Below are 24,362 nucleotides of genomic sequence, written 5' to 3'. Positions count from 1 at the left end.
GTCGACGAGACCGGCCGTACGGCCGGTCGAGCCGGCTTCCCGCGAGTACCGGACGGTCGGCGGACCGGCTCGACGCGTGTGCCGAGGGGCGGACCCGCGCGGTCGCGACCGAACCGTCTCCTCGAGCGGATAGTCGCCGGGAATCGACCGTTCGGGCACTACATTTATCCCTGTTAGCGGGCTTTTTTGTAGCAATCCGTTCCATGGCTCCGTCCGATCCTCCGGCAGGACAGCTCGAGTCGCGCGTTCGCCAGCAGGAAGTCGTCGCCGAACTCGGACAGCAGGGTCTCGAGTGCGACGACCTCGATCGGCTGCTGTCCGACGCGGCCGTCGCGGTCCGCGACGCGCTCGCAGCGGACTACTGCGCGGTCCTCGAGTTGTGTTCCGACGGAACGACGCTGCGTCTCAGACAGGGGGTCGGCTGGCGGGACGGCGCCGTCGGCTCGGCGACCGTGCCGGCCGATCGGAACTTGCCGGCGGGACGCGCGCTGGCGGCGGAGCCGATCGTGGTCGACGATCTCCGGAACGAGGAGCGATTTTCGGGCCCCGAACTGCTGTGCGAGCACGGCGTGACGAGCGGGATCAGCGTCGTCGTCGGGTCGGTCGACGATCCGTGGGGCGTTCTCGGCGTTCACACGGCGGACCGTCGAGTGTTCGCGGATCACGACGTTCGCTTCGTCGAGAGCGTCGCGAACGTCCTCGCGTCGACGATCGATAATGAGCGAACCAAGCGCGAGCTTCGCGAGGAGACGGCCCTGAAGGACCGAATCGTCGAGGCGAGTCCGATCGGGATCATCGTCGCGGACGACGACGGGACGATGACGGTCGCGAACGGACGAGCCGAGGAGATCACCGGGCGGGACCGCGAGGAACTGGCCCGGATGTCCCACGGCGACGACGAGTGGGACCTCGTCGATTCCGAGGGCGATCCGCTTCCGGCGGACGCGGTGCCGTTCAACCGCGTCAGGGAAACCGGAGCGCCGGTGTTCGACGCCGAGTTGGGTATCCGTCGACCCGACGGAGAACGGGTCTGGATCCTCGAGAACGCGATGCCGATCGTCGAGAGCGACGACCTCACCGGCGTCGTCTCCGAGTTCGAGGACGTCACCGCCGAGCGGCGGTATCGCACGGAGCGGCGCCGCCTCGCGGCCGAGCTCGAGGCGACGTTCGATCGGATCTCGGACGCGTTCTTCGGGCTCGATACGAACTGGGAGTTCACCTACGTCAACGATCGCGCGGCGGAACTGATCGATCCCGACGGGTCGGGGCTGGTCGGCAAGACTCTCTGGGAGGTGTTCCCGGCGACGGTCGACTCGACGTTCGAGCGGGAGTATCGCCGCGCGATGGACTGCCAAGAGCCGACGTCGTTCGAGGCGTACTTCGCGCCGCTCGAGACGTGGTTCGAGGTCAACGCCTACCCCTCGGAGACGGGGTTGTCGGTGTACTTCCGCGACGTCACCGATCGAAAGGAGACCGAACGGGAGCTGCGAGCGACCAACCGAACCCTCGAGCGGCTGTACGAGATCACCGCGGACCGGGAGCGATCGTTCGACGAGAAGGTCGATCGACTCCTCGACCTCGGCCGCGATCGGCTCGGGGTCGACATCGGGTTCCTGGCGACGATCGACGCGTCCGCGGATCGGTTCGAGGTGACGCACGCGAGCGCCGCGACCGACGGGTTCGAGTCCGGAATCGAGAGCGAGCTGTCGAAGACGTACTGTCAGGTGACGATCCAGTCGCCGGGCGTGCTCGGCTTCGTGGACTCCCCGATCGAGTCCGGGATCGACGACGCGGCCTACGAGGCGTGGAACATCGAGTGCTACCTCGGCGGCCGGGTCGACGTCGACGGCGACCTGCACGGAACGCTCTGTTTCGTGGACGAGTCGCCGCGATCGACGCCGTTTACGCCCGCCGAACGGTCCTTCGTCGAACTCGCCACCCAGTGGGTCAGCTACGAACTCGAGCGCCAGCGGTATCAGGACGACCTGGAGCGGTACGGGGAGTACACCGACGACGTCATCGACGCGATCGACGACGTCTTCTACATCCTGGACGCGAACGGGGACCTCCAGCGGTGGAACGAGACCGCCAGCGACGTCTCGGGGTACTCGAAGGCCGAGATCGAGTCGATGCACGCGCTCGAGTTCTTCGCCCCGGAGGATCGCGACGCGATCGCGAGCGCGATCGAGGAGGCCTTCGAGTCCGGCACCACGCGCGTCGAAGCGACGGTGCTGACGAGCGACGGCGAGTCGATCCCCTACGAGTTCGTCGCGTCGACGCTCGAAGATCCGAGCGGGAATCCGGTGCTGACGGCGATCGGCCGGGACATCACCGAGCGACGGGCGACCCAGCGGCGACTCGAACGACTCGTCGCGGACCTCGAGGAGTCCAACGGACGGTTAGAGCAGTTCGCCTACGCCGCCAGCCACGATTTACAGGAGCCGTTACGGATGGTCGCGAGCTACCTGACGCTCGTCGAGCGCCGGTACGCGGACGAACTCGACGAAGACGGCGAGGAGTTCATCGCGTTCGCCGTCGACGGCGCCGATCGGATGCAGGAGATGATCGACGGGTTGCTGGCGTACTCGCGGGTCGACACGCAGGGCGATCCGTTTCGGCCGGTCGAGACGGCGGCGATCGTCGAGGACGTACTGATCGATCTCGAAGTGCGAATCGAGGAGACCGGCGCCGAAGTCGACGTCGACTGGGACGCGCTTCCGCGGGTGTTCGGCGACGAGGGGCAGCTCCGACAGCTGTTCCAAAATCTGTTGGATAACGCGATCACCTACGCCGGCGACGAAGCCCCACGTATATCAGTGTCGGCCGAGAAGAGTGCTACAGAGAGGATCGTCTCGGTTCGTGATCAGGGCATCGGCATCGACCCGGACGACACGGACGACATCTTTCGGGTGTTCAACCGCCTCCACAGCGCCGACGAGTACGCGGGTACGGGGATCGGCCTCGCGCTCTGTCAGCGGATCGTCGAGCGCCACGAGGGGGCGCTCGAGGTCGATTCCGAACCGGGTGACGGATCGACGTTCTCCGTCATCCTTCCACACCCCAACACGGGAGCCAGCAACCAATGAGTGAGTCAGGTACGTTTCAAGCGGAGCCAGCACAGATACTCCTCGTCGAGGATAATCCGGGCGACGTCCGGTTGACCGAGGAAGCGTTCAAGCAGGGCCGGATCGAGAACGACCTCTATACCGTCTCCGACGGGACGGAGGCACTCGAGTATCTCAACCAGCGCGGCGAGTACGCCGACGCGCCGCGGCCGGATCTCGTCTTGCTCGATCTCAACCTCCCCCGGACGGACGGCGAGGAGGTCCTCGCGGAACTCAAAGACGATCCGGAACTCCGGTCGATCCCGGTGATCGTCCTGACGAGTTCGCGCGCCGAGGAAGACGTCGTCAGATCCTACGAACTGCACGCGAACGCCTACCTCACGAAGCCTGTCGATCCCGACGAGTTCATCGAGACCGTCCGCGCCTTCGAGAAGTTCTGGTTCTCGGTCGTGCGGCTTCCACCGGAGGAGAACCGCTGATGGGCGAAACCGACACCCGATCGGAGAGCGATGAACGCGGCGAGCGCGCCGAGTGGCGACGCGACCGGCCCGCGGACAGCGCCGGCGCGCTCCGGATCCTGCTGATCGAGGACAATCCCGGCGACGCGCGGCTCATCCAGGAGATGGTCCGGGACACCGAGGAGCTCACGCAGCGGGTCAACCTGGTTGACTCGTCGAGCGAGACGCCGGACGTCGTCCGAGAAACCCGTCTCGAGGACGGCCTGGAGACGCTGGCCGCGGAGCCGACCGACGTCGTCCTGCTCGATCTGAACCTGCCCGACAGCAGCGGACTCGAGACGCTCGAGACGGTCTGCGAGGCGGACGACGACACGCCGATCGTCGTGCTGACCGGCCTGCGCGACCAGGAGATCGGCGTGCAGGCGATCCAACGGGGCGCACAGGACTTCCTCGTCAAGGACGAAGTGACGAGCGAACTGCTGGTTCGGACGATCCACCACGCGATCGAGCGCGCCCGCCAGGAGCGCGAGCGACTCCGCCAGCGCGAACAGCTCGAGGCGCTGAACCGCCTCAACCGGATCGGCCACGACATCACCCACGCGGTCATCACGACCGAGACGCGGGCCGAACTCGAACAGCGAGTCTGCGATCGGCTGACCGAGTCCGACGCCTACCGGTTCGCCTGGGTCGGAAGCGTCAACCCCGGAAACGACCGCGTCGTTCCGAAGGCGGCGGCCGGCGTCGAGGACGGCTACCTGGACGAGATCGTGGTCACGACCGATGAAGACGACGAGACCGGTCAGGGACCGTCGGGGACGGCGATCCGGACCCGCGAGGTGCAGGTCGCCAACGAGACCTGGTCGGACCCCGAGTTCGATCCGTGGAGCGACCCGGCGTACGAACGCGGTTACCGGTCCTCCGCGGCGATTCCGATCGTCCACGAGGATCTCGTCTACGGCGTGTTGAACATCTACTCGTCATCGGCGCGCGCATTTACGGCGCCCGAGACGACGATCCTCTCGCGGATCGGCGACATCATTGCCCACGCGATCACCGCGATCGAGCGGCGTGACGCATTAGTGAGCGACGCCGTCATCGAACTCGAGTTCCGGATCGAGGAGATGGCCGAGGAACTGGTCCGCCTCTCGGCACAGGAGTCGTGTCGGATCGAGTTCGAACAGCTGATCCGCGGCGACGAGACGCTGCTGGCGTACGGCTCGGCCCACGACGTTTCGGAAGAGATGTTCCGCGAAACGGTCGACGAGACGAACGGGATCAGCGACGTCCGGGTGCTCGGGGCCCACCGCAACGCCTTCGAGTTCGAACTCGTCGCTCCGGCCGCCGCCTCGCTGTTCGAGACGATCGCCACCCACGGCGGACGCGTCAGGTCGGCGACGATCGACGACGGCGAGTTCCGGTTCGTCGTCGAACTCCCTCAGGGTCGGGACACCCGGCAGATGATCGAACTCATCAAGGAGCAACACAGCGAGATCACCTACCTCGCCCAGCGGACGACCGAGCGGAACGATCCCGGCGGCTCGGGCACGACGTCGGTCCTCGAGAAGGAACTCACGGAGAAACAGCGGGCGGCGATCGAGACGGCCTACTTCGCGGGCTACTTCGACTGGCCCCGCGAGAGCACGGGCGAGGAGATCGCCGAGCGGCTCGGGATCTCCCCGGCGACGTTCAACCAGCACCTCCGGACGGCCGAACGGAAGTTCTTCGACTCCGTTTTCGGGGAATAAGTTCGATCGGCATCGTTCGCTGCGGTCGCGTGATTCTCTGACCGCTCCACGATTGAGAACGACACGAAAGCCCCTTTCATCCCCACCCGTAGCGGCTGGTCCGACTGCTACAGGTAGGGATGAAAGGGGCTTTCGTGGCGTCGTCGATCGCGTCCGCTGTGTTACCGTCTGCGCAGAACACAACTACCCCTTCGGAGTCCGAACGTGATCGTCGTCATTCGAAAGCTCCGATTTGAAGCGGCTCCACGACGGAGATACGCGTGCCCATGTCTGTTGGAGAACTCGGTCCCAAGAACGTCGTAACGGCCAGCCGCGACACCGAACTGCCGGCGCTGACGGAGTCCTTCGAGAACGAACAAGTCGGCGCAATCGTCATCACAGAAAACGACGAACCCGTCGGGATCGTGACCGACCGCGACGCCGCGCTCGCGATCCACAGCCACGACGACCTCGCGTCGGTCACTGCCGAGGAGATCATGGCGGAGAACCCGGCGACGATCCGCGACGACGAGGATCCGATCGAGATCTCGCGGATGATCGACGAGCACAACGTCCGTCGGTTCCCGACCGTCGACGGCGACGGCAAACTGACCGGGATCGTGACGCTCGACGACCTCGTCGCGACGATCGGCGAAGAACTCGACAACGTCTCGGAAACAATCGAGGCGCAGTCGCCGGAGTACAGCCCCTGAATCGGGACGGGGTCGATCGGCGACGGCCGCTCGCTCTTTTAAAAAGCACCGATCGAGAGGGCTCTCTGGGAGCGTCTCGATCGGGTTGAATCGCGCAAAATAGTTGTGGGATCAGGCGCCGCGGGGCTCGCTCACGGTTGCCGACGCGTCGTCGATCTTCCGACCCTCGTAGGCCACGACCGCCATCGAGAGGCCGGTCATGAAGAGGCTGATGCCCACGAGCAGGCCGATGACCCAGGGGGTGTCCGCGGGGAACGCGGTCCAGAGGAGAGCCGCCAGGACGAGCGAGATCGCGCCGCTGAACGCGACGGAACCGCGTCCGGGTTGGTCGGCCATCCGCATCGCCATGTACAGTTCCGCGATGCCGTCGACCACCAAGTAGGCGACCAGCAGGATCGTGAGGGTCACGAGGCCGACGATCGGGTTGACGAGCAGGAAGATCCCGGCGATCACCGAGACGACGGCGAGGACGAGCTGCCAGAGCGAGCCCCTCCAACCGCGTGCGGTGACCGCGTGGGCGGCGTGGACGACCGCTGCCACGACGAGCAGCGCGCCGAGTCCGAGCGTTACCGAGATGCCCGCGGCGAACGGGAGTGCGATCGCAAGGATACCGATAAGGGCGACGACGCCGCCCGCGAGGGCGAGCGTTCGCCATCCGCGCTTGAGGGAGTATCCAGGTTGTGAGTCTACTGTAGCATCACTCATGTGATTCACCGGACATAACTACGCCGCAAGAGTATATAAAGCAGATTACCGATTTGACAGTCTATCCCGATACCGGACCGGTCCGAAAACGGGATTGAGACGCGCTGTGAACGATATCTTCCGATTTTCGATCGTCGATCTGTTCGGTTCGTTACTCGAAAATCGAACCGGGGAACCTACGTCGACCGTCGGCGTAGTGTCGCCTATGGGCGACGATCGCGCCGATGGAGACATCGAGACCGGCGGCGACGCCGATACCGGCAGCGGTAGCGATACCCACGGTGCTACCGAGAGCGCCGATCGACTCGAGTGCGATCTCTGCGGCGATCGCGTCCCCGCAGCCGTCTATCGCGAGCACCTGCTCAAGGAGTGTCCGGGTCGTTGATCGGCTACGTCTCCTCGACGTGGCGGATCTCGCAGGCGATGCCGCGGGTGCTTTCGGCCATCTCGCGGCCGAACATCTCGGCGCGGCCGACGCCGAAGGCCTTAGGGCCCTCGACGACGACCTCGTCGCCGACGCGGATCTCCTCGTCGGCGTCGACGACTCCCGGCGCGAGGACGCTGCCGTGGGGGACGAAACCGTCGATCTCGACGCGTTTGACCGGGACGTCGCTGTCGACCCAGTGGTTCGCCCCCTCGAGCGTAAAGGAGAGGGTGCCGTACTGGGGCACCATCGTCGCGAGTTGGGTGTCCTGGCGATCGCGAACCTGAATCTTCGGGTACCGACTCGTCGTCTGGATGTCAGAGAAGAGGTCGTCGCCCGCGCCGTCGCCGAGCAGGTAGTCCGCGATCGCGCGGACGGTGTTGTGCTCGCGCTCGCGTTTGCTGTACTTCAACTCGCCCGACAGCGCCTCCGAGAGGTTCGACAGGGACTCGTCGTCGGTGGGGTGGCCGCCCTCGGGGACGGTGTACTCGATCTCGAGGTCGAGATCGTCCGCGACCCGGGAAACGATGTCGCGGTACCCCTCGTCGGGCACGTGGGCGACGATCGACGGGTACTCGTTACGCTTTAGGTACCGCCGGAGGACCTCGCTCACGAACTCCTTCTCGTCCTCGGACCACCGGCCCGTGACCACCGTGTCGTAGTGCTGGGCCGGGTAGGTCGTCTCCAGTTCCTGCGGAACGACGCCGATCGGGCTGGTCATCGAGACCAGGTGGGCGCGCCACTGGATGGCGTCGTGGAACTGCCGGTGACTCTGGGACTCGCTGTAGGGTTTCGCCGCCGAGCACGGCACGAGCACGAGCGGGTTCCGGAACCGGTTTCGGTACCGGGTCGTCACGCGATCGGCGTAGCGCTGGATCTCGACCCGTCGAAGCGCGTCCTCGGTCGCGGCGCTGATCTCGGCGTCGCGGAGGATAGGCGTTCGTTCCTCGAGGTACCCCCACTGCGAGTCGAGTTCCCGCATCGCGGCGGTGAGCCACTGGTCGTGGCGGGCCTGTCCCTCGACGTAGTCGCGGAGCCGGCCGTCGCGAATTCGCCGGCGGACGATCCCCAACTCGGCTAGGAGCGCGTTGACGTTGTGCTCGGCGCAGTCCTCGCGGGTGAACTCCTCGCGGGGTTTCTGACACGCCGGACAAGAACACGGGAGCTCCTCCAGGTCTTCGAGGAAGTACGCCTCGTCGGTCGTGAGGTACCGACCCTCGGTTCCCTTCACGACGGCCGCCGTCTCGTCGAACAGGTCGACGCCGGCGTAGGCGAGCACGGCGACGTTGCGGGGCGTCGCGACGCCCGAAAAGAGCAGGGCTGTGTCGGCGGGAATCGCCTCGCGGACGTTCACGACGGCCTCGACGAGCGCCGCGCCGTGGCCCATCACGGACTGGACGTTCGAGAGTACGTAGGCGTCGGTGCCGTGGTCGTCGGCGCTCTCGCTCGAGACGACGGCGACGCTCGGGTAGTCGACATCGGGATAGTCGACGGCGAACGACTCCTGGACTTCCGCGGCGGTGCCCCCCGGAAACGATCGGTGGGGAAGCACGGTGAGCGTCGACTCGTCGCCGTCGGGGACCTCGCGATCGGCGCTCCAGAGCGACCCCGCGTCCTCGAGGACGCCGTCGACGAGCCCGGGCGTCGCCCGCGACGACTCGAGGCGGAGTTCGCCCACGCGCGCGGCCCCGTCGCGTGCGTGTACTTCGAAGTACTCGGTCATACCCGATATGACCGGGGAGCGCGAAAGAGGCTGTCGATAGCGACTGCCTCTCGACGGCGATCAGAGCGCGCCGCCGCGTCTCGGAACCCGTCGAGACCGTCCCGACGATCGATCCGAGCGCTCCGGCGGCGTCGGTCGCGGGAACCCCGCGTCGCGTAACGCGAAAATCGCCGTCCGTTTTCGAACGGCGTTCACGGGCGGTCGTATCACTATGGACGAATTTATCGAGAGTAGAACGTATGTACTATCGACACCGTCACGTTACGATGACGCTACCGGTCGCGAGCGGCGACCCGAGTCGCTCAGGCCCGCTCGAGGAACCTCGCGCTCGCGGACGTGTGGCCGCGGTTGAACGAGAGGACTTTGACACCGATCACGTCCGTCTCTTCGAGTCCGTCGGGCAGATCCTCGACGAAGACGACGAACCCCTCCACCTTGCAGACGGCGTGGCGTTCGCCGGAGTGGTGGGTGGTGAACTCCTCGATCGCGACCGTCCTGACGTCGCCGATGTCGACCGGCGGCTCGCGCTCCGTTGCCGCTTCGTGTCGCTTCCGGGACTCCCGCCGGTCCCCGGACGGGCCGCGAACTCGCCCGACCAGCCACGACGCGAACAACACCGTGACGAGCAGTCCGAGGACGATCGACGCTTCCGCGATCATACACGGAGTGGGCGGTCCGTCCCTCTTCGCTGTTCCGGGTTCGATCGGGAGCAAGCGATCGTGGTCCGAAGTGGAACCGGCGGACTGGAAGGTGGCCCTCACGCGCGTCGGCGGCGTCGGGATGGCGCTCTTCGGCGGGATCGGATTGTTGGCTGCTCTCATTGGCTAGCTCGTCTCGACGGCGGACTGCGGAGCATCCGTCCGGAACCGCAACCGGATCGGCGGCGGGCCGAACCGATCGAAATTAAAACGGCTGCTGGTCGATCAGGCCGAGCTGGCGCATGAACCCGAACGCGTCGTCGTTGACCCGCCGCTCGGTGATCCGACCGTCTTCGACGTGATCGAAGATCATGCCGGTGACGTCGATCTCGTTCCCGGTCGGTTCGACCCCGAGGAGTTCCTTCTCGTGCGTTCCCGTGGTCCGAAATCGCGTCGCGACGGTATCGCCGTCGGCGATCATCTCCTCGACGGTCATCTCGAAGTCGGGGACGGCGCCACGGAAGTTCTCGACGAGCCATCGGTACTCGTCGGGGCCGCGAACGTCCTCTTCGACCATCGGATTCCGGTAGACGAAGTCGTCGCTCACGAGGTCGTCGATCGCGTCCAGGTCGTCGCCGTTCCAGATCTCTTCGACGTCTCGGCGGACGGTTTCCAGCGGGGATTGTGCGGGCATCGAATCACCAGGGCAACGCATGCCACCATCAGAGATAACGCTTTGCCACCGCTGCGCGATCGACGTACCGCGATCCCGTCGCGAAAGCGAACCGCTCGGCGCGCTATCGCGCCTCAATCCGCGGTCAGATCGATCGACACAACCTCGTCCGGAATCCGCTCGAGCGCCGCGTTGTGCCAGCCGTCGTGGGCGAGCGCGAACTCCGTCTCCGGGTTCGCCTCGGCCAGTCGCGCGACGCCGGCGGCGGCGGTCTCGATCGCCGCCCGATCGATCCGGCTCGGCACTTCGGCGGTGAGCGGGTAGCTCTTCGAGAGCGCCCGCGGAAACGGGCCGAACGGGGGCTCGACGCGCCAGGACTCGTCGTAGTCGGCGTCGTCGACCGACCGGCCCGTCGTGAGCAGCAGCGAGTCGGGGACGGCGAGTCGATCGAGCCGCCGGTGGTGACGCAGGACTTCGGGCCGGCGGGCGCTCTCGTGAGAGGTGTAGAAGAACGAGCCCTTCGAAACGGGGTCGGTGTGCTCCAACTGGTCGGCGTGATCGAGCATGGCGCGGTAGCCGTCGAGCATCGCGGGGTGCGATCGGGCGCGCTCGTCGACGAGTTCGAGGAGGTTGCCCGCGCGGATGGCCTGCTTGATCCGGCGGAGCTCGGCGAACGTGACGTGGAGGTTGTGCGCGGCCAGTTCCTTCTCCCGGGGCTTGTCGGGCAGTGCCCGAAGCTCGTCGGGGGTGTGTTCGAGACAGACCGGACACGAACAGGGGAGGTAGTCGAGGTCGTCCAGGTAGCGGGTACCGCGGACGGTGAGGTAGCGATCGTCGCGGGCGTACAGCGCGTAGGCGGCGGAATCGAACAGATCGCAGCCCATCGCGACCGCGAGCGCGAACATCATCGGGTGGCCGGCGCCGAAGAGGTGGACCGGCGCGTCGGCGCCGAGGCCGCGTTTCGCGGCGGTGACGACGTCGACCATATCGTCGTAGCGGTAGTCGTTCATCAGCGGGACGACCGCTCCGACGGGGAAGACGTCGAGACCGGTCGCGTCAGCGTGTCGGCCGGCCTCTGTCCGGAGGTCCGGGTAGATCGATCCCTGAACAGGCGCGTTGACCAGCATATCGCCCGTGTCGACCGTCTCGGCGATCTCGAGGCGTTCCTTTGTGAGCTCGAGTTCCCGCTCGGCCCGCTCGCGGGAGACGTCCGGCGGCGTCGGGATGTCGACCGGCGTCCCGATGTCGGAGCCGATCCGGTACTGAAAGTCGAGGATCTCCTCGGTGGTGACGTCGATCTCGCCGTATTCGGAAAGCTGGAACGAGCCCGAATCGGTCATGATCGCACCCGGGAAGTCGAGGAGGTCGTGGAGTCCCTCCTCGAGGGCGCGCTCCCGGACGTCGTCGGTTCCGTGGATGATATACGAGTTCGTGATGAGAATCTCGGCGCCGAACTCCTCGGCGAGTCGGCGGGGGCTGATCGTATCTAAATTCGGATTGATCACCGGCAGGAGAGCCGGCGTCTCGACGGTGACGTCCGCACGCGGCACCGTGAGTTCGCCGATTCGGCCGCCCGCGTCGGTGTCCCGGAGTTCGAAGCACTCGCGCATCGATCGTCCGTTGGGCGGTCCGACGTAAGTCAGTGAAGGTTTGCGATCGATCGGCCGCGTTGGGGACCTCGATTCGGGAAGACCGCCGGGACCGAGTCGGAGCCGCGGTCCGGGACGTAGCGACGGTTGTACGCGTTCTAACACGCCGTTTCGTCGAGATAATCCCGTAACAGTCGCCCCGTTTTAGCCGAATTCGGCCGGTATGCTGGGCTGTATGGAGTTACGATCGACGCCGACGGTAGCGCGTGTTCACCCGTCGCCGCTCCCGGAGGCGGCGTCTCACTCGTCGCCGAATAGCCGGTAGTACGAGACCGCGAGAACCGTCCGCCCGTCGCGAATCGTTCCCGCCCGCACCGCGTCGAGCAGGTCCTCGAACGGCGTCGTCGAGACGCGGATGCTCTCGTTGTGATCGAGTTGCTGTTCGGCGGTCGGCCGACAGCCGCGGGCGACGAAGAAGTGCAAGACCGCATCGGCGATCCCGTTCGCCGGCTCGACCGTGATCAGGGGATCGAGTCGATCGGCCTCGTAGCCGGTTTCCTCGGCGAGTTCGCGGCGAGCGGCGGCTTCGAGGTCGTCGTCGTCCGGTTCGGTCCCGCCGACGGGCAATCCACGACTGATTCGGGAGACTGCCTGTCGCCACTCCTCGATGCAGACGACGTCGCCGTCGGGGGCGAACGGGAGAATGCAAACGCTCGCCGGTTCGGAGAGGTAATCGAAATCGGTCTCGGTCCCGTCCGGGAGACGAACGGACTCGTTAACGACGTCGAATCCTGGGCAACTGTAGGCTACTCGGCGATCGCGCGTCTCCCAGGCGAGTGGATCCGTCGGCATACCGGCCGGTACGGCGGTCGACGACAAAAACGCCGCGTCACGCCGCGACCGCCGACAGCCGCGATCGAACGCTCCGCTCGCGCTCGGAGCGACCGTTCTACGCGGTCCGTTCCAGCAAATTCGGACAGTGTATCATGTCTATAACAAAGCCACGAATCGGTGAACGTCGTCACTCAGAGGGTGATCCATGGATCAGCTAACTGGATTCCAGCGTGACTTGCTGTACGTTATCGCAGGCAAAGATCGACCGTCCGGCCAGGAGATCCTCGACGACATCAACAGTTACATCGATCAGCCGGTCACCCACGGCCGGCTGTATCCGAACCTCGACACTCTCGTCGAGAAGGACCTCGTCGAGAAGGGGCAACTCGATCGTCGGACGAACTACTACGCGCTGACGCCGAAAGGCACGCGCGCGTTACAGCGGCGCCAGGAGTGGGTCGACCAGTACGTCGACGTCTAGTCGACCGCTCGCGTCGTCTTCTGTTCGCATCGACGCCTCATAGCTCCGAGTCAGAACGCCCCGTCGAGACGCTTCACGCGGCCGCTGCTACGGAATGACGGTCCGAGCTTGGTTCAAAACCGAGGAGCGATCGCCGCGTCGTCGGGGAGTGGCGATCGTTACTGCCCGTCGAACGACACCCGCGAGAGATCGGCCTCGAGTTCGTCGATCTCCTCGTTGAACGCCGCGACGAACGCCGGGACGTCGCCCGCGAGTCGCCGCACGTCCGGCGCGGCGGCCGGCCCGTACTGGGAGACCAGATAGGTGCCGTCGCTGCCGCCGACGCGCAGGTACGAGGCCGCGTCCCCGTCCCACTTCAGCTCCCAGCGCCGACCCGACACCCGCGTCGCGTAGGAGCCGTACTCCCCCTCGTACCGGTGGAGTTCGCCCGCCATCGCGTTCGCCACGTCCCGAATCCGATCGAGGATGCGATCGCGCTCGGCGACGAGGTCGGCCGCCGACGCGACCTCGGGGAACTCGTCGGGCGTCTCGGCGAGCAGCCCGTCGAACGAGGCGAGGTGATCGTTGAACGTCGCGATAAGGTTCTCGTAGTCGGCCATCGCGCTCTCCAGGGGTTCGGGTTCCGGTGGCTGTTTGCTCGAGACGACGTAGGTCTCGGAGCCCGACTTCGGTTTGAAACGGAGGTACTGGACGTCGCCCGCCTCGTACTTGAGCGTCCACTTCCCGCCGGCGGTCTCGAACGTCTCCTGTCCGTAGTCGCCGCCCTGCAGGACGGCCAGTTCCCGCGCCATCTGTCCCGCGTGAGCCCGAACGCGCGTCGTCAGTTCGTCCCGCCGCCGAGCGACGTCGGCCGCGTCGTCGACGTCCGCCTCGAGTCCGTCGGTCATTGTACTCGGGAGGGGCCGACAGGGGGTAACGGTTGCGACTTGCGGCGTCCTGCCGTCGCGATCGCCTCGCCGACGCCGATCGACTGACGCGTCCCGACAGGTGCAGGTGTCACACGAGTGTCTGACTGACTTTCAAGCACGTGGCTGTGGCCCTGGAGTGTATGGCACCACGCCGCCCTCACCCTCGCTCGAAGTGGAACCCACAACCGCTCGACGTCCGTCGCGCCCCGGTCCCGGCATCGCCGCGATCGCGCAAACCGGCCGCACAACCGTCGATCGCCGGCAAAGAACGCCGCCGCGCTCCGGAGCACCGTCGTCGCAGGGGAACCGAGTCTCGGACCTTCGGAGACTCATGAGCGGTTCGCAGCAACTCGGCTGGACCGCGGTAATCCAGATCCGAACGGTCGTCCCCTTCGTGGTCGCCCTTGGGGTCACGATCCTCGGCGTCATCCTCTACGTCGAGCTCGTCGCCCTCCTGCTCGACGTGCTGCCGACGCTGCTGGGTTAGTCGGCGCTTCGGACTGCAATTCGGCGTCTCACGGCGGATACCGATCGGCGTAGTCGTCTAACAGCGTCCAGAGATGCGTCTCGTCGGCCACCCGGTGGCACACCCTCACCAGCTCCTGTCCGGTTTCGGTATCGGTCACCTCGAACAGCCACTTCGCGTCGAACGTCGAGCCGACGTTCGTGATCGCGGCGAGGCGGTAGCCGCGATCGTGGACGAGTCCCACGGCGTGGCGATCGTCGATCCGCAGCGTCCAGGTCATCGCCCGTCCATTCCGATTCCAGGACCGAATAGGTTCGTGTGACGCGCGTCATCCCGCGAGCGTCGTCGCGGGCCGACGACCGCTTCGGTTCCGGCCGAAAGCGGCATCGATGGCCGTTTCGCGTATTCGATCGGTGCGACACTGGCGTCTCGGGTGTACTCTATAGTGATATTGCGACCACCTAGCAAGAGTTGTAGTCTGCGCGATCGAGCGTCCACTCGAAAATGAACCTCTCTCAGATGCCGAAGATCGCCGCCGTGTGCGCTGACTGTGGAGGAATATTCGCCGCTCGCGAGCGTCCCGACGGGACGATCAGCCCGATCGGGACCGCGGGACGCTGTTCCTGCGGGAGCGAGGAGTTTCGGCGATTCGGGTGAGGGGCGCGATCGGCCCCAGAGCGTTCGTAGCTCGATCGGCGGCTTGTGCGGACGGGCGGAGCGGATCGCTCGAGTAGTCAGTGTCGCGGCGATCGTCGCGGCGCTCACGCCCGTCGGCGCCGACGAGACGGCTCATCGAGAATCACCGTCCTGCTCGGCGAACGTACTTCAGGAGTGATCCTGTGTTGTTACTCCTGTAACAACAGTATTGTTAAACCCCGTACCTTCCTTCTCACTGGCGATGGTGGCGGGGGATGAAGAGAATAATGGTCGGCTGATGGTACAGTGTACCGAGTGTGGGTCCGCGTATGCCGCACGCAGGACCGGAGACGACACGCTCCTTCCGATTGGAGCTCGAAACGGGTGCTCGTGCGGAAACTCAACGTTCGTCGAGGTCGAGGGCGAAACGATCCTCGAGTTCGGTGCAGACGATGATACCGGTGGAGGGAACTGATTAATACTGCCTGTAGAGCGACCACCGTCCGGTCTATCCCTCGATCTTCGCTCTCGGTGGCGCGACGAACTTATTTGCCGATCGCCTGATGGACTCGACGACCGATCGGCGTCTGCGTGCCGCTCGATAGTGTAAGTGTGGGAGTAAAATGGGCCGGCGCAGCGAGAAACTACCCGCGTACAGCGTACTCTCGGCTGTAGCCTTTACACGATGTACAAATACCATCGTATCGATCGGTCTAACACGGTGTTCCGTGTCTTGCAAAGCGAATGCGACGGCCACGGGCGGATTGGATGACGCGAGCCGACGATGCGATTCTCGAGTTCCTTCTGAACGAGGATAACGAACCGATCGTGGTGAACCCATCCACCGTTGAGGCGAACGTTGATTACAAAATCTCCCACGTCCGTCGTCTCCGAGCGTTACAGGACGGTGGACTGGTCGAGTACTACGACGAAGATCGCGGGCTGCACCGGATCTCCGATCACGGTCGGGCATACCTCAACGGTGAGCTCGATGCTGACGATCTCGAGTAAGGCGGGATCAGTTCTCTGCCGCCTGGATCTACTAGTAAGCTCTCGAACTCGCTCTGACCGCGGTCAGTGAGCTCGTTGAGCGCCACTGGCTGTACGTCGTCTACCATTGTCTCAAACCGGCTAGACTGTCGAAGGGACATACTGCGCGACCAGGGTCGAGGCCGACGCTGATCGGCTCGAGGCGCCGATGTCGGCCGTAACGGCGATCGCAGCATCCGCCGACGGCACCGGTCGATCGCAGTTGACTCTTTCGGGTGCGAACATGATCGCTCCAAGCGTTCGAACTGGCTCGTTCCCAGCCTCAGAAACCGCAAAAATGAGAAATTAATGAAACGATGGCTTATCTATGGGTTCCAGTTCCCAACAGTACCTGAAGTTCCCTCATATTCTGAGACGACTGTGATGCTCGCGTCATCAACACAGGTAGCAGTCCCGCCTATTGACAGTGGATTACCGCTATTGACGGGATTCCCGCCACTATCCACACAATTGTTCCCGTCTTGGATCCAGACCTCTCCATTATCGGTCCACTGGTCTTGGATAAAGGTGACTGTCACCTCACCAGGACCACCCGAAGCCGGTTCGTGGTCGAACTGAATACCGGCAGCAGGTCCGACACTCTGGCTCTGACCGAGATCGAGCACGAATGCTGCGATCACGGCCGCGAGAATGATGGTTATGGCAACCATTAGGATTACGCCTATAACAGGTGATACTGCTCGCTCCTCCTCGGAGTTCTTCTGTTTGTTCTTTTCAATCATTCTCATGGGTTCCAGTTGCCAACAGTCCCGTCCGTCCCTTCGTACGTAGCGGTGGCTGTAATTGGAGTGTCAAGTTCGGAGCCAGAACACGTAGTTGTACTGCCGACACTTAGGTCAGTACAAGAGGTAGAGGTATCTCCGTCACAATGTACAGTAACATCACCATCAACACGGTCTTCTTGGATATACGTAACTGTCACCTCAGTACCATCTGAGTTTTCGTCGAATTGAATGCCAGCCGCGGGACCCACACTTTGGCTCTGGCCGAGATCAAGCACGAACGCCGCGATCACGGCCGCGAGAATGACGGTTATGGCAACCATCAATATTACGCCGATAACGGGTGATACTGCCCGCTCCTCCTCATTTCCGATCAGCTTCTTGCCGATTGTGTCTAACATGTGTAATCAAAGCACCGCTGAACGGTAGGGAAGCTTATACCCAGGATTATGGTAGCCCGAGACGCGCCGGGAATGGGGGCTTTCCACACCATCCCTGCGCGCACCTTCCTGCCGCCCCGCATTTCGGTGCTGGTAGCAACCAGTCTCCTGGGGGGATATATAATTAAGGAATCGTGAATGTCTCAGTGGCTGAAAAGGCTTTCAGAAGTGATAATCAGACCCACATAGAAGGGTTACAGCACCCCCTTGAAGCGCCACCATCTTGCGGTTTTGATTCGGCGAGAACTACGCAATAACCGTTATAGCCGATCGGTTCCACCTCAGATTCATGAGAGATTCGAGTTCGATCAATGAGGAGGCGCTCGCGCGCACCTTCGACGGCGGGTACTACCCGGATGCGTGGCAAGCAGTCGAACAGTATCGACGCGCGATCGACTATGCCCGAACGAACGACTGTAAATCGAGTGCGACGGCATCGGCACTGGATCTTCCCCGAGGCCGGCTTCGGACATGGATCGATGACGGTGGCGCTCCCGATGCCGCCCGAGCGATCGAGACGGCACACAATCGTGGGTGGTTCGACATCGAGTTCGACGATCCTGAGTTTACAGGGCTGAACGCGCTCATCGCGAACGTGCTTTCCGGTGGCTCGATCGCGGAGCAACACTACCAGCCGCTGTTTGCAGTCAACCGGCGCAATGAGGATTCACACGTGTTCCAGGCGCTGGATCTCGTCGGGGTTGACTACGCGAGCGAGCACGAGGACGATCGCGGCGGCGAGCCTGCCCGTGTTCCGGTGGCACGGCGGTGGCAATCACCGCGATACCAAGCAGACAAAGATTCCGATAAATGCGGTTTCCTAACTCGCCGGTTAAATATATGAGATCACGTCTCTCTTGAAATCATCTAGCTTTGATAGAATCCCGGTATCCGTGTTACGGACAGATGCCATAAATAGCACTGACTTTACTCGAAATAACATGAATTTATCTCCAGTCGGTCAGTCAATTCGACACCGGCTTTAACCCTCTCAGACGCGAACCAGCGGTATGAGTATCGTTGCGGAGTTTTCTGTTAGATCCGACGACTTTGCACTAAATCACGCCCTCACAGAAGCACCGCACATGGTCGCCGAGATCGAGCAGGTTGTGGCGACGATGGAGGACAAAGTGATGCCGTACTTCTGGGTGAGCGGCGGCGATCACGCGGAGTTCGAAGCGGCGTTCGAGAATGACGAATCGGTGACGAACGTTGCTCCCATCGACGAAGTGGATGGAGCCATCTTGTATCGCGCCGAGTGGACGCAGAACGTCGAAACAATTGTCTACGCGTACATCGAACTCGGGTCATCGATTCTGCAAGCGATCGGCCGGGACACGAACTGGGAACTCCGGATGCGGTTCGACGATCGAGAGAGCCTCTCCGACTTCCAAGCGTATTGCGAGGAGAACGGCATTTCGTTCGAACTCAACCGAATACAGGAGCAGGAACAGCCGATGGCGAGCGCCCAGTACGATCTCACGACGAAGCAACGCGAGACGCTGGTCACTGCGCTTGAAGAAGGGTACTACGAAGTCCCTCAGACGATCTCGATGAGCGAACTGGCTGCCCAGATGGGAGTCTCACAACAGGCACTCTCAAAGCGGTTTCACGCGGCGCATAAGAACCTTATCACGAGTACCTTGACGTTCACCCACCCGGATGATGAATGAGTTACTGTTAGCAGAATTTCCATATCATGTGTCATACGGTAGTCAATACAACCAAGTACCTCTTCCGCAAGGTAGCTGTTTATGCATACATGGCAGAGACCCAACGTGCATACGAAACCAGCGAGAAGACGACCGACGGCCGGCAGAAAGTAGCAGGGAGGTGTTGTGAGTGCGGTGCAGTCTACTCCGCGTGGGTTCTTTCTAATGGCACTGTCCACCCGATCGGGAAGAAGGGCGGTTGTCGGTGTGGCGCATCAAACTTTGAGGCCATCTCAAAATAACCCCCTTGCGGGACCACATCCCTGCAGGAGGAACCGTTCGGTATGCAACCGTGTTGATCAGTAGTCTCTTGGTTTTGATTGGAACTTTCAGCTCGAGGAGTGTCGACGTCCGCGAACTCATAGCGGCCCCTCGCACGCGTCACGAACCGGCGCGCGTACAGTCCGCGCAGAGACGGCGAAGGCCGGTGATCCGATCGCCGCAGCGTTCGCACTCGTCGAAGTCGACAATGCGGCTCATCTTTCACCCTCCTCGCTTCTCGTGGGATTCTCGGAATCTGAATACGATTGCTCCGTAGCCGTGCAGAGCGGGTGTTTTGGAACGAATTTCCCGCACCAGGGACCTACATGATATTTATTACAGAGGTTGAAGTTGCTGGCACCTTTTTTAATCCTCGGGGTGATCGCCTTGGGCGACCACAATCGCATTGTGGCCGTCTGTAGACGCTGTGAAACAGCATACGCAGCGAGAGTGCTTTCGGACGGACGGATCCGGCCGATAGGAGTCAACTCCTGTCGCTGCGGATCCACGGAATTCCGATCACTCAGGTGAACAGCACCATTTGAAACCGGTGCAGTCCCCCTGTTTCTTTGGCAATCAGCTTCCGACCGTAGATACTCGTAATCAGTTGCGCTTGTAGAGCGACCGCCGTCCGTCCGAATCTCTCGGTCTTGACTCTCAACAGCACGACGAGCCCGCTCGTCGGTCGCCTGCTGGGCCGGATGAGCGATCGTCGTCTGAGTCACGACGTCGTACAGCTGGTTCGCCGGGACGGACTCAGACATCGGCCTCACCTCCGTGCCGGCCGGGTGACGTCTCCGGATGGGGGATCGCGACGTCTTTCCCCGCAGCGGAGCCGCGGCTCAGTCGCCGGTAGGAATCGCACTCGCCACAGCGGTGGGCGCGATCGTCACGCGCACCATCCCGTAGAACCGCCGCTACGCGTAAGGAAATGCGGAAAAAGGGGTATATCCAGTGGGCCGGCGCAGATTCGAATGTATGCGAGACGATCGCGCTCACTTCGTTCGCGCGCTGCGACTCGCGTGTTCGAACTGCGCGTATTTCCCACGCACCGCAGACTCGTCACTACGTTCCTCGTGATGCGGTGCGGGAGAAAGTGGGCCGGCGCAGATTCGAACTGCGGTTACGGCCACCCGAAGGCCGAAGGATACCAGGCTACCCCACCGGCCCGCATGTGGACTGTGAGCGGCGGGTCGTTTAACGCTTCCGAAAACCGATCCCGGATCGCCCGACTGCGAGGCGCTTCCCGTCGATCAAAACCGCTCGTAGCCCGCCGTATCCAGGTAGTGGTGGGCGATCGTGATCGCGTGATCGGCGTGCAGCAGTCGCGGGCCGAGTCGGAGCCGCCGGTCGGCCCGGTTCTCGAGCACGGCCGCCTCCTCGGGGGTGAAATCGCGGTGGTCCGAGAGGACGAAAACTGGATCCGCCAGATCGGCGATACGCACGTCGGCGATCGGCGCGCCGTTTTCGTGGAGCTGGATCACGGGTCCCGCATCCGCGAGGTCGTCGAGCGTGGCCTCGAAGCCGCACCGGTAGAGTTCGACGCCGGGACTGGGGTCGGCGGGCAGCGCGCCGATCGCTTCGTCGCGGTGTTCGAGCGCGGTTCGGACGAGGGCCGCCGTGCTGCGTTCGTCGGGATTGAGCCTGCGGAGTTCGCTGCCGTCGAAGCGGATCGTGAGTTCGTCCTGCAGAATCAGGTGCGCGCGAACGTCCTCACGGATCCCGTGGGAGGTGACGAACGACGACGTGATCGATCGGCAGAGCGCGTCGAGCCGTCCGGCGCCCCCCGCGAGGTCGTCGAGCGAGAAGTCCGGCTCCGTGGGCGCGTCGTGACCGATGAGTACGAAGTGACGCATACGTGGGCAAACGGGACGGCCGGCAAAGCAGCCACGGTTTCGGTCGTCGGTGTCGGATTCGCGCGGCGGTCAGGACTGGGCCAGTCGCCCGAGACGATCGATCGAAGCGCGAACGTAGCCGACGCCGGGGCGGCCGTCGACGTACCAGACGGCGGCGGCGACGGCGAACAGGACCAACTGGAAGACCTGGTAGGGTCCCATCGCGTAGTAGTTGAAGATCGCGTCGAGGAGGCCGCTGACGGGTTCTTCGGGAGGCTGCTCGAGGATCGGCCACAGGAGGTACGCGGCCCCCGAGACGTCGCCGGTGAGGACGTCGGGCGGAAGGTCCGCGAGGAGGTGCGAGTAGTAGCCGAGCCCGAAGGCGCCGGCGATTTCGCGGCGGTCGAAGCGGACGCCGATCGCGTAGCTGGCGGACACGACGAGCGTGGCGACGAACAGCGAGTGTGCGAGCGTCCGGCCCCCGGGGAGGACGCCAAAGGTCCACGCGAGCGGTTTATCCACCAGGTCGGGGGTCTGCGATCCGATCGCGAGCGCGATCGCCGGCAGCGCTCGCGGCGGGCGATCGAACCGGACGTGTGTCCAGACGGCGTAGCACAGATACGCGACGGCGAGGTGTCCCCACGGCCACATCCCGCGGACGTATTCCGGGCGTCCCGATAGATGTATCGACTCGCGACGGGCCCCGATATCGAGAGTGAATCGCGTTGCATAGGCAGGGCCAACGGTTTCCACGATCACAGAGCAGGGTACACATATATGGCAGACTCACAGGTGTCGCGATCGAACGGACGGGAGTTGTTGTCGAAGCTCGCGGGACGGCCGTGCCCGTACTGTCCGGACGGCGAGCTAACACGGGACGTCTACAAGGACAACGAAGCGGTGGTCTGTAACACCTGCGAGACGCCGCACGTTCAGGTCTGGTAGTCGCTTCGGTCGCGGTTCGAATTTTAACGGTTGATCAGTTCGACCGCGCCGATCCAGGCGTCGTCGCCGCGGACGGCACGCCAGCCCTCGTGGGCCGCTGAACATCGCAGATCCATCGGCTGACCGTGCTCGCACCGTCGCCGTGCGTCGCTCGGACTCGATCGTCGACAGAGCGGACAGCGGACCCCATTTGATTACCCCACACAAGGTAATATTTATCGTTTTTTACCTGTTCGGTTGTCAGTCAGTAACGTGAAATTAACCGTATTGCGCCCGCGAGATCGGGTCCGCGGTGCGGCCTGACCACATCGATTGCGAGCGACGATCACGATCGGCTCGATCGCGATCCGTCGTACTCGTGCCCGACGACGAGCGCGAGGGCGTGGAGGACGAGCAGGCCGACGAACAGCGAGAACCGAGTCATCGAGTCGATGCCGACGAGGACCATCGGCACGTAGACGATCGGGAGGACGGTTCCGAGCCAAAACCCGACGGCGGTGAGCGACTGGGCCATCCTCTAGCGCATCGATGCGAGATCGACGAACGAGTCGTCGTGGGCGGTGATCCAGGTCGTCATCAGTTCGTCATCGTCCGCCCCTCGCGGAAAGATCGCACACTCGTCGGGTGCGTCGGGGTTTTCGATGGTCACGTGTTCGAGGTCGATCGGCTGTTCTTCGCGGCGGACGGGCAGGGTATCGGTCTCGTGCTTATCGATATCGTTCGTCATCGGAATCCAGGCGGCGGGAGGTCGCGCCGAGTGAACGTACCCGCTATCCACCTATTGTTATCGACTAGCTAACCGCTTCGAACGGACGGAAGCGACGCGGACGATTCGGATTTCGCCCGTCGTTTCGGACGTCGAGAACGTATCGAATCGCGACGTGTACGGCGCCGCTACGGCGTTCGATGGACGAGCCCCGTCGGGATGGATCGGCGTAGGCGATCGTTTCCCCGCCGCTAGGGACGATCGAGCCCGTGTCGCGAGCGACAGTGGTAGAGTACGAACGAGGCCCAGGAATTACTCGACCGGCGGTCGCGCGCCGAGGGTCAACATCGTCGACCGTTCGGTGCCGTCGCGCCAGAAGTCGACGGCGATCGTGTCGCCGGGGCTGGTCTCGAGGGCGAGAAACGTCGACAGCGCGTGGCGGTCCGGGATCGGTTCGCCGTCCAGTGCGGTGATCACGTCCCCGCCGACGGGAACCGGTTCGGTGTGGCGTTCGACGGTCCGGGGACTCCCCTCGAGACCCGCGTCGGCGGCGGCTTCGCCGGGGACAACGTCGGTGACGATGACACCGGCCGCCTCGGGGAGGTCGTTTGCTTCGGCGACGAGTCGATCGACGGTCCGGAGTCCGATCCCCATGTAGGCGTGGCGGTACTCGCCGTCGTCGATGAGCGCCGGGACGACTCGACGGCTCAGCGCGGCCGAGATGGCGAAGCCGATGTTCTCGGCGCTCGCAGCGTTGACGACGCCGATGACCTCACCGCCCAGATCGACCAGCGGCCCGCCGCTGTTGCCGGGGTTGACGGCGGCGTCGGTCTGGATGACGTTCGGAAACGAGAAGTCCCGTTCTGGCGGGTCGAGCGTGCGGTCGACACCGCTGACGATCCCGGTCGACATCGATCCTTCGAGGCCGTACGGGTTGCCGATCGCGGCGACCTGCTGACCGACGACCGGGCGCTTCTCGGCGAACGAGAGCGGCGTCGCGACGTCGGGGACGTGATCGACCTCCAGCACCGCGAGGTCGCTGTAGTAGTCGGTCCCGACGAGCCGCGTGCTCGTCCAGTTGCCGTTGATGTACTGGAGGTCGGCGTCCTCGCCGCCGGCGACGACGTGATCGTTCGTCACCACGTGCCGATCGCCGACGACGAACCCGGACCCCTGGCCGCGTCCCTCCTCGCCGGTTCGCGGATCGTCGACGCCGAACACCCGAACCTGGGTGACGGAGTCGATGATCGCCTCGTAGACGTCGGTGTAGGCCGACCCGTCCGCGAGATTCTCCCGATTGATGTCGCGGATCGAACTCCCCTCGATCGAGCGATCGCTTTTGGGTTCGGCACAGCCCGCGGTGGCACCCGCGAGGCCGGCGCCGATCGCCCCGAGAAACGCCCGACGACTCGATCGCATCTCCTTCATGTCCGTCGGGTGGAACCCCACCTATATGAACTTCCGGGGGACTGTCCGCGCGATCGATGGACTCACTGCGCGTGGTTCGAGAGACCTGCGGTCTCTCGTCACTGAACCGAGCGAAGCTCGGCGAGGTCCAAAAGAGCGCAACTCGCTCTTTTGAAGATCACGAAAGACGCAAAGCGTCTTCCGAACGACTTCGCTCCCGTTGGTCGCTCCAGTGCTTACGTCGTCC

General features: G+C 63.9%; 27 protein-coding genes, 1 tRNA gene and 1 pseudogene. 12 read left to right on the top strand and 17 right to left on the bottom strand.

What is annotated here, in order from left to right; translation table 11 throughout:
* Positions 1–203: 203 nt before the first annotated feature.
* The 4 genes from MUH00_RS11725 (at position 204) to MUH00_RS11710 (ending at position 5,960) form a co-directional block, all read left to right on the top strand.
* Positions 204–3,086, top strand: a complete 2,883-nt coding sequence (locus tag MUH00_RS11725; RefSeq protein WP_246998736.1) for a PAS domain S-box protein — start codon at positions 204–206, stop codon at positions 3,084–3,086.
* Positions 3,083–3,544: a response regulator gene (locus MUH00_RS11720; RefSeq protein WP_246998734.1), complete on the top strand. Its 462-nt coding sequence runs from the start codon at positions 3,083–3,085 to the stop codon at positions 3,542–3,544. The genes MUH00_RS11725 and MUH00_RS11720 overlap by 4 nt, the downstream gene beginning before the upstream one ends.
* A complete protein-coding gene (locus tag MUH00_RS11715; protein ID WP_246998732.1) occupies positions 3,544–5,268 on the top strand; it encodes a bacterio-opsin activator domain-containing protein in 1,725 nt (574 codons plus the stop codon). Before MUH00_RS11720 ends, MUH00_RS11715 begins: the two co-directional genes overlap by 1 nt.
* Positions 5,269–5,534: 266 nt before the next feature.
* Positions 5,535–5,960 (top strand): CBS domain-containing protein, encoded by a 426-nt coding sequence (locus tag MUH00_RS11710; RefSeq protein ID WP_247003952.1) that lies wholly within the window; start codon positions 5,535–5,537, stop codon positions 5,958–5,960.
* A 111-nt stretch (positions 5,961–6,071) separates the two neighbouring features.
* Here MUH00_RS11710 and MUH00_RS11705 read toward each other — a convergent pair whose 3' ends face one another.
* Positions 6,072–6,665 carry an HdeD family acid-resistance protein gene (locus MUH00_RS11705; protein WP_246998730.1) on the bottom strand — a complete coding sequence of 198 codons (594 nt, stop codon included), beginning with the start codon at positions 6,663–6,665 and terminating at the stop codon, positions 6,072–6,074.
* A gap of 205 nt (positions 6,666–6,870) precedes the next feature.
* On the opposite strand from MUH00_RS11705, the gene MUH00_RS11700 reads away from it, so the two are divergent.
* Complete coding sequence (locus MUH00_RS11700; RefSeq protein ID WP_246998728.1) at positions 6,871–7,050, top strand: hypothetical protein; 180 nt, start codon at positions 6,871–6,873, stop codon at positions 7,048–7,050.
* 4 nt (positions 7,051–7,054) lie between these two features.
* Here the strand turns inward: MUH00_RS11700 and arcS are convergent, their stop codons facing one another.
* A complete protein-coding gene (gene arcS, locus MUH00_RS11695; protein WP_246998726.1) occupies positions 7,055–8,812 on the bottom strand; it encodes an archaeosine synthase subunit alpha in 1,758 nt (585 codons plus the stop codon).
* Positions 8,813–9,114: 302 nt separating this feature from the next.
* Positions 9,115–9,471, bottom strand: a complete 357-nt coding sequence (locus MUH00_RS11690; RefSeq protein ID WP_246998724.1) for a TRAM domain-containing protein — start codon at positions 9,469–9,471, stop codon at positions 9,115–9,117.
* Between MUH00_RS11690 and MUH00_RS23335 the strand changes: the two genes are divergently transcribed.
* Entirely contained in the window at positions 9,467–9,640 is a 174-nt protein-coding gene (locus MUH00_RS23335) for a DUF6199 family natural product biosynthesis protein (RefSeq protein WP_486606284.1), read from the top strand. The two genes, MUH00_RS11690 and MUH00_RS23335, sit on opposite strands and share 5 nt — an antisense overlap.
* 75 nt (positions 9,641–9,715) lie before the next feature.
* Here the strand turns inward: MUH00_RS23335 and MUH00_RS11685 are convergent, their stop codons facing one another.
* The 3 genes from MUH00_RS11685 to MUH00_RS11675 all read right to left on the bottom strand — a co-directional run bounded on the left by MUH00_RS11685 (position 9,716) and on the right by MUH00_RS11675 (position 12,564).
* Positions 9,716–10,144 carry an ester cyclase gene (locus tag MUH00_RS11685; protein WP_246998722.1) on the bottom strand — a complete coding sequence of 143 codons (429 nt, stop codon included), beginning with the start codon at positions 10,142–10,144 and terminating at the stop codon, positions 9,716–9,718.
* 113 nt (positions 10,145–10,257) lie between these two features.
* Positions 10,258–11,733, bottom strand: a complete 1,476-nt coding sequence (gene tgtA, locus MUH00_RS11680) for a tRNA guanosine(15) transglycosylase TgtA (protein WP_246998720.1) — start codon at positions 11,731–11,733, stop codon at positions 10,258–10,260.
* A gap of 279 nt (positions 11,734–12,012) precedes the next feature.
* Complete coding sequence (locus MUH00_RS11675) at positions 12,013–12,564, bottom strand: NUDIX hydrolase (RefSeq protein ID WP_246998718.1); 552 nt, start codon at positions 12,562–12,564, stop codon at positions 12,013–12,015.
* Between the two features lie 187 nt (positions 12,565–12,751).
* Between MUH00_RS11675 and MUH00_RS11670 the strand changes: the two genes are divergently transcribed.
* Positions 12,752–13,027 carry a PadR family transcriptional regulator gene (locus tag MUH00_RS11670; protein WP_246998716.1) on the top strand — a complete coding sequence of 92 codons (276 nt, stop codon included), beginning with the start codon at positions 12,752–12,754 and terminating at the stop codon, positions 13,025–13,027.
* Between the two features lie 158 nt (positions 13,028–13,185).
* On the opposite strand, the gene MUH00_RS11665 is transcribed toward MUH00_RS11670, so the two are convergent.
* Positions 13,186–13,914, bottom strand: coding sequence for a profilin-fold protein (locus MUH00_RS11665; RefSeq protein ID WP_246998714.1), 729 nt, complete (start codon positions 13,912–13,914; stop codon positions 13,186–13,188).
* 352 nt (positions 13,915–14,266) lie between these two features.
* On the opposite strand from MUH00_RS11665, the gene MUH00_RS11660 reads away from it, so the two are divergent.
* On the top strand, positions 14,267–14,422 hold the full coding sequence (locus MUH00_RS11660; protein ID WP_246998713.1) for a hypothetical protein: 156 nt from the start codon (positions 14,267–14,269) through the stop codon (positions 14,420–14,422).
* Between the two features lie 28 nt (positions 14,423–14,450).
* On the opposite strand, the gene MUH00_RS11655 is transcribed toward MUH00_RS11660, so the two are convergent.
* On the bottom strand, positions 14,451–14,681 hold the full coding sequence (locus MUH00_RS11655; protein ID WP_246998711.1) for a hypothetical protein: 231 nt from the start codon (positions 14,679–14,681) through the stop codon (positions 14,451–14,453).
* 1,124 nt (positions 14,682–15,805) lie between these two features.
* On the opposite strand from MUH00_RS11655, the gene MUH00_RS11650 reads away from it, so the two are divergent.
* On the top strand, positions 15,806–16,048 hold the full coding sequence (locus MUH00_RS11650; RefSeq protein ID WP_246998709.1) for an ArsR family transcriptional regulator: 243 nt from the start codon (positions 15,806–15,808) through the stop codon (positions 16,046–16,048).
* A gap of 344 nt (positions 16,049–16,392) precedes the next feature.
* On the opposite strand, the gene MUH00_RS11645 is transcribed toward MUH00_RS11650, so the two are convergent.
* Positions 16,393–16,815, bottom strand: a complete 423-nt coding sequence (locus MUH00_RS11645; protein ID WP_246998707.1) for a type IV pilin domain-containing protein — start codon at positions 16,813–16,815, stop codon at positions 16,393–16,395.
* The gene (locus tag MUH00_RS11640; RefSeq protein ID WP_246998705.1) at positions 16,812–17,210 is read right to left on the bottom strand and encodes a type IV pilin domain-containing protein; all 399 of its coding nucleotides are present in this window, start codon (positions 17,208–17,210) and stop codon (positions 16,812–16,814) included. Before MUH00_RS11640 ends, MUH00_RS11645 begins: the two co-directional genes overlap by 4 nt.
* Positions 17,211–17,538: 328 nt before the next feature.
* On the opposite strand from MUH00_RS11640, the gene MUH00_RS11635 reads away from it, so the two are divergent.
* Together MUH00_RS11635 and MUH00_RS11630 are read left to right on the top strand one after the other, a co-directional pair.
* Complete coding sequence (locus MUH00_RS11635) at positions 17,539–18,093, top strand: hypothetical protein (protein WP_321576059.1); 555 nt, start codon at positions 17,539–17,541, stop codon at positions 18,091–18,093.
* Positions 18,094–18,259: 166 nt separating this feature from the next.
* On the top strand, positions 18,260–18,922 hold the full coding sequence (locus MUH00_RS11630; RefSeq protein ID WP_246998704.1) for a helix-turn-helix domain-containing protein: 663 nt from the start codon (positions 18,260–18,262) through the stop codon (positions 18,920–18,922).
* A gap of 1,056 nt (positions 18,923–19,978) precedes the next feature.
* On the opposite strand, the pseudogene MUH00_RS23205 reads toward MUH00_RS11630, so the two are convergent.
* From MUH00_RS23205 to MUH00_RS11615, 4 genes and pseudogenes are all read right to left on the bottom strand, one after another.
* Positions 19,979–20,122 (bottom strand): annotated as a pseudogene (locus tag MUH00_RS23205) (DUF7563 family protein); the annotation flags it as partial.
* Between the two features lie 197 nt (positions 20,123–20,319).
* Positions 20,320–20,392, bottom strand: a tRNA-Pro gene (locus MUH00_RS11625).
* Positions 20,393–20,475: 83 nt separating this feature from the next.
* A complete protein-coding gene (gene trmY, locus MUH00_RS11620) occupies positions 20,476–21,078 on the bottom strand; it encodes a tRNA (pseudouridine(54)-N(1))-methyltransferase TrmY (protein ID WP_246998702.1) in 603 nt (200 codons plus the stop codon).
* A gap of 69 nt (positions 21,079–21,147) precedes the next feature.
* Positions 21,148–21,708: a metal-dependent hydrolase gene (locus MUH00_RS11615; protein ID WP_246998694.1), complete on the bottom strand. Its 561-nt coding sequence runs from the start codon at positions 21,706–21,708 to the stop codon at positions 21,148–21,150.
* A 126-nt stretch (positions 21,709–21,834) separates the two neighbouring features.
* On the opposite strand from MUH00_RS11615, the gene MUH00_RS11610 reads away from it, so the two are divergent.
* Positions 21,835–22,002, top strand: coding sequence for an HVO_A0556 family zinc finger protein (locus MUH00_RS11610; protein WP_246998692.1), 168 nt, complete (start codon positions 21,835–21,837; stop codon positions 22,000–22,002).
* A gap of 325 nt (positions 22,003–22,327) precedes the next feature.
* Here the strand turns inward: MUH00_RS11610 and MUH00_RS11605 are convergent, their stop codons facing one another.
* From MUH00_RS11605 to MUH00_RS11595, 3 genes are all read right to left on the bottom strand, one after another.
* On the bottom strand, positions 22,328–22,516 hold the full coding sequence (locus MUH00_RS11605) for a DUF8028 family protein (protein ID WP_246998690.1): 189 nt from the start codon (positions 22,514–22,516) through the stop codon (positions 22,328–22,330).
* Positions 22,517–22,519: 3 nt separating this feature from the next.
* Positions 22,520–22,729, bottom strand: a complete 210-nt coding sequence (locus MUH00_RS11600) for a DUF7511 domain-containing protein (RefSeq protein ID WP_246998688.1) — start codon at positions 22,727–22,729, stop codon at positions 22,520–22,522.
* Positions 22,730–23,020: 291 nt separating this feature from the next.
* Positions 23,021–24,136 carry a S1C family serine protease gene (locus MUH00_RS11595; RefSeq protein ID WP_246998686.1) on the bottom strand — a complete coding sequence of 372 codons (1,116 nt, stop codon included), beginning with the start codon at positions 24,134–24,136 and terminating at the stop codon, positions 23,021–23,023.
* Positions 24,137–24,362: the final 226 nt, after the last annotated feature.

The sequence above is a fragment of the Halosolutus gelatinilyticus genome, from assembly GCF_023028105.1.
In the GTDB taxonomy this organism is placed as follows: Archaea; Halobacteriota; Halobacteria; order Halobacteriales; family Natrialbaceae; genus Halosolutus; species Halosolutus gelatinilyticus.
The sequence above is the reverse complement of the archived record's forward strand: the minus strand, read 5'-3'. Positions and strand labels throughout refer to the sequence as shown.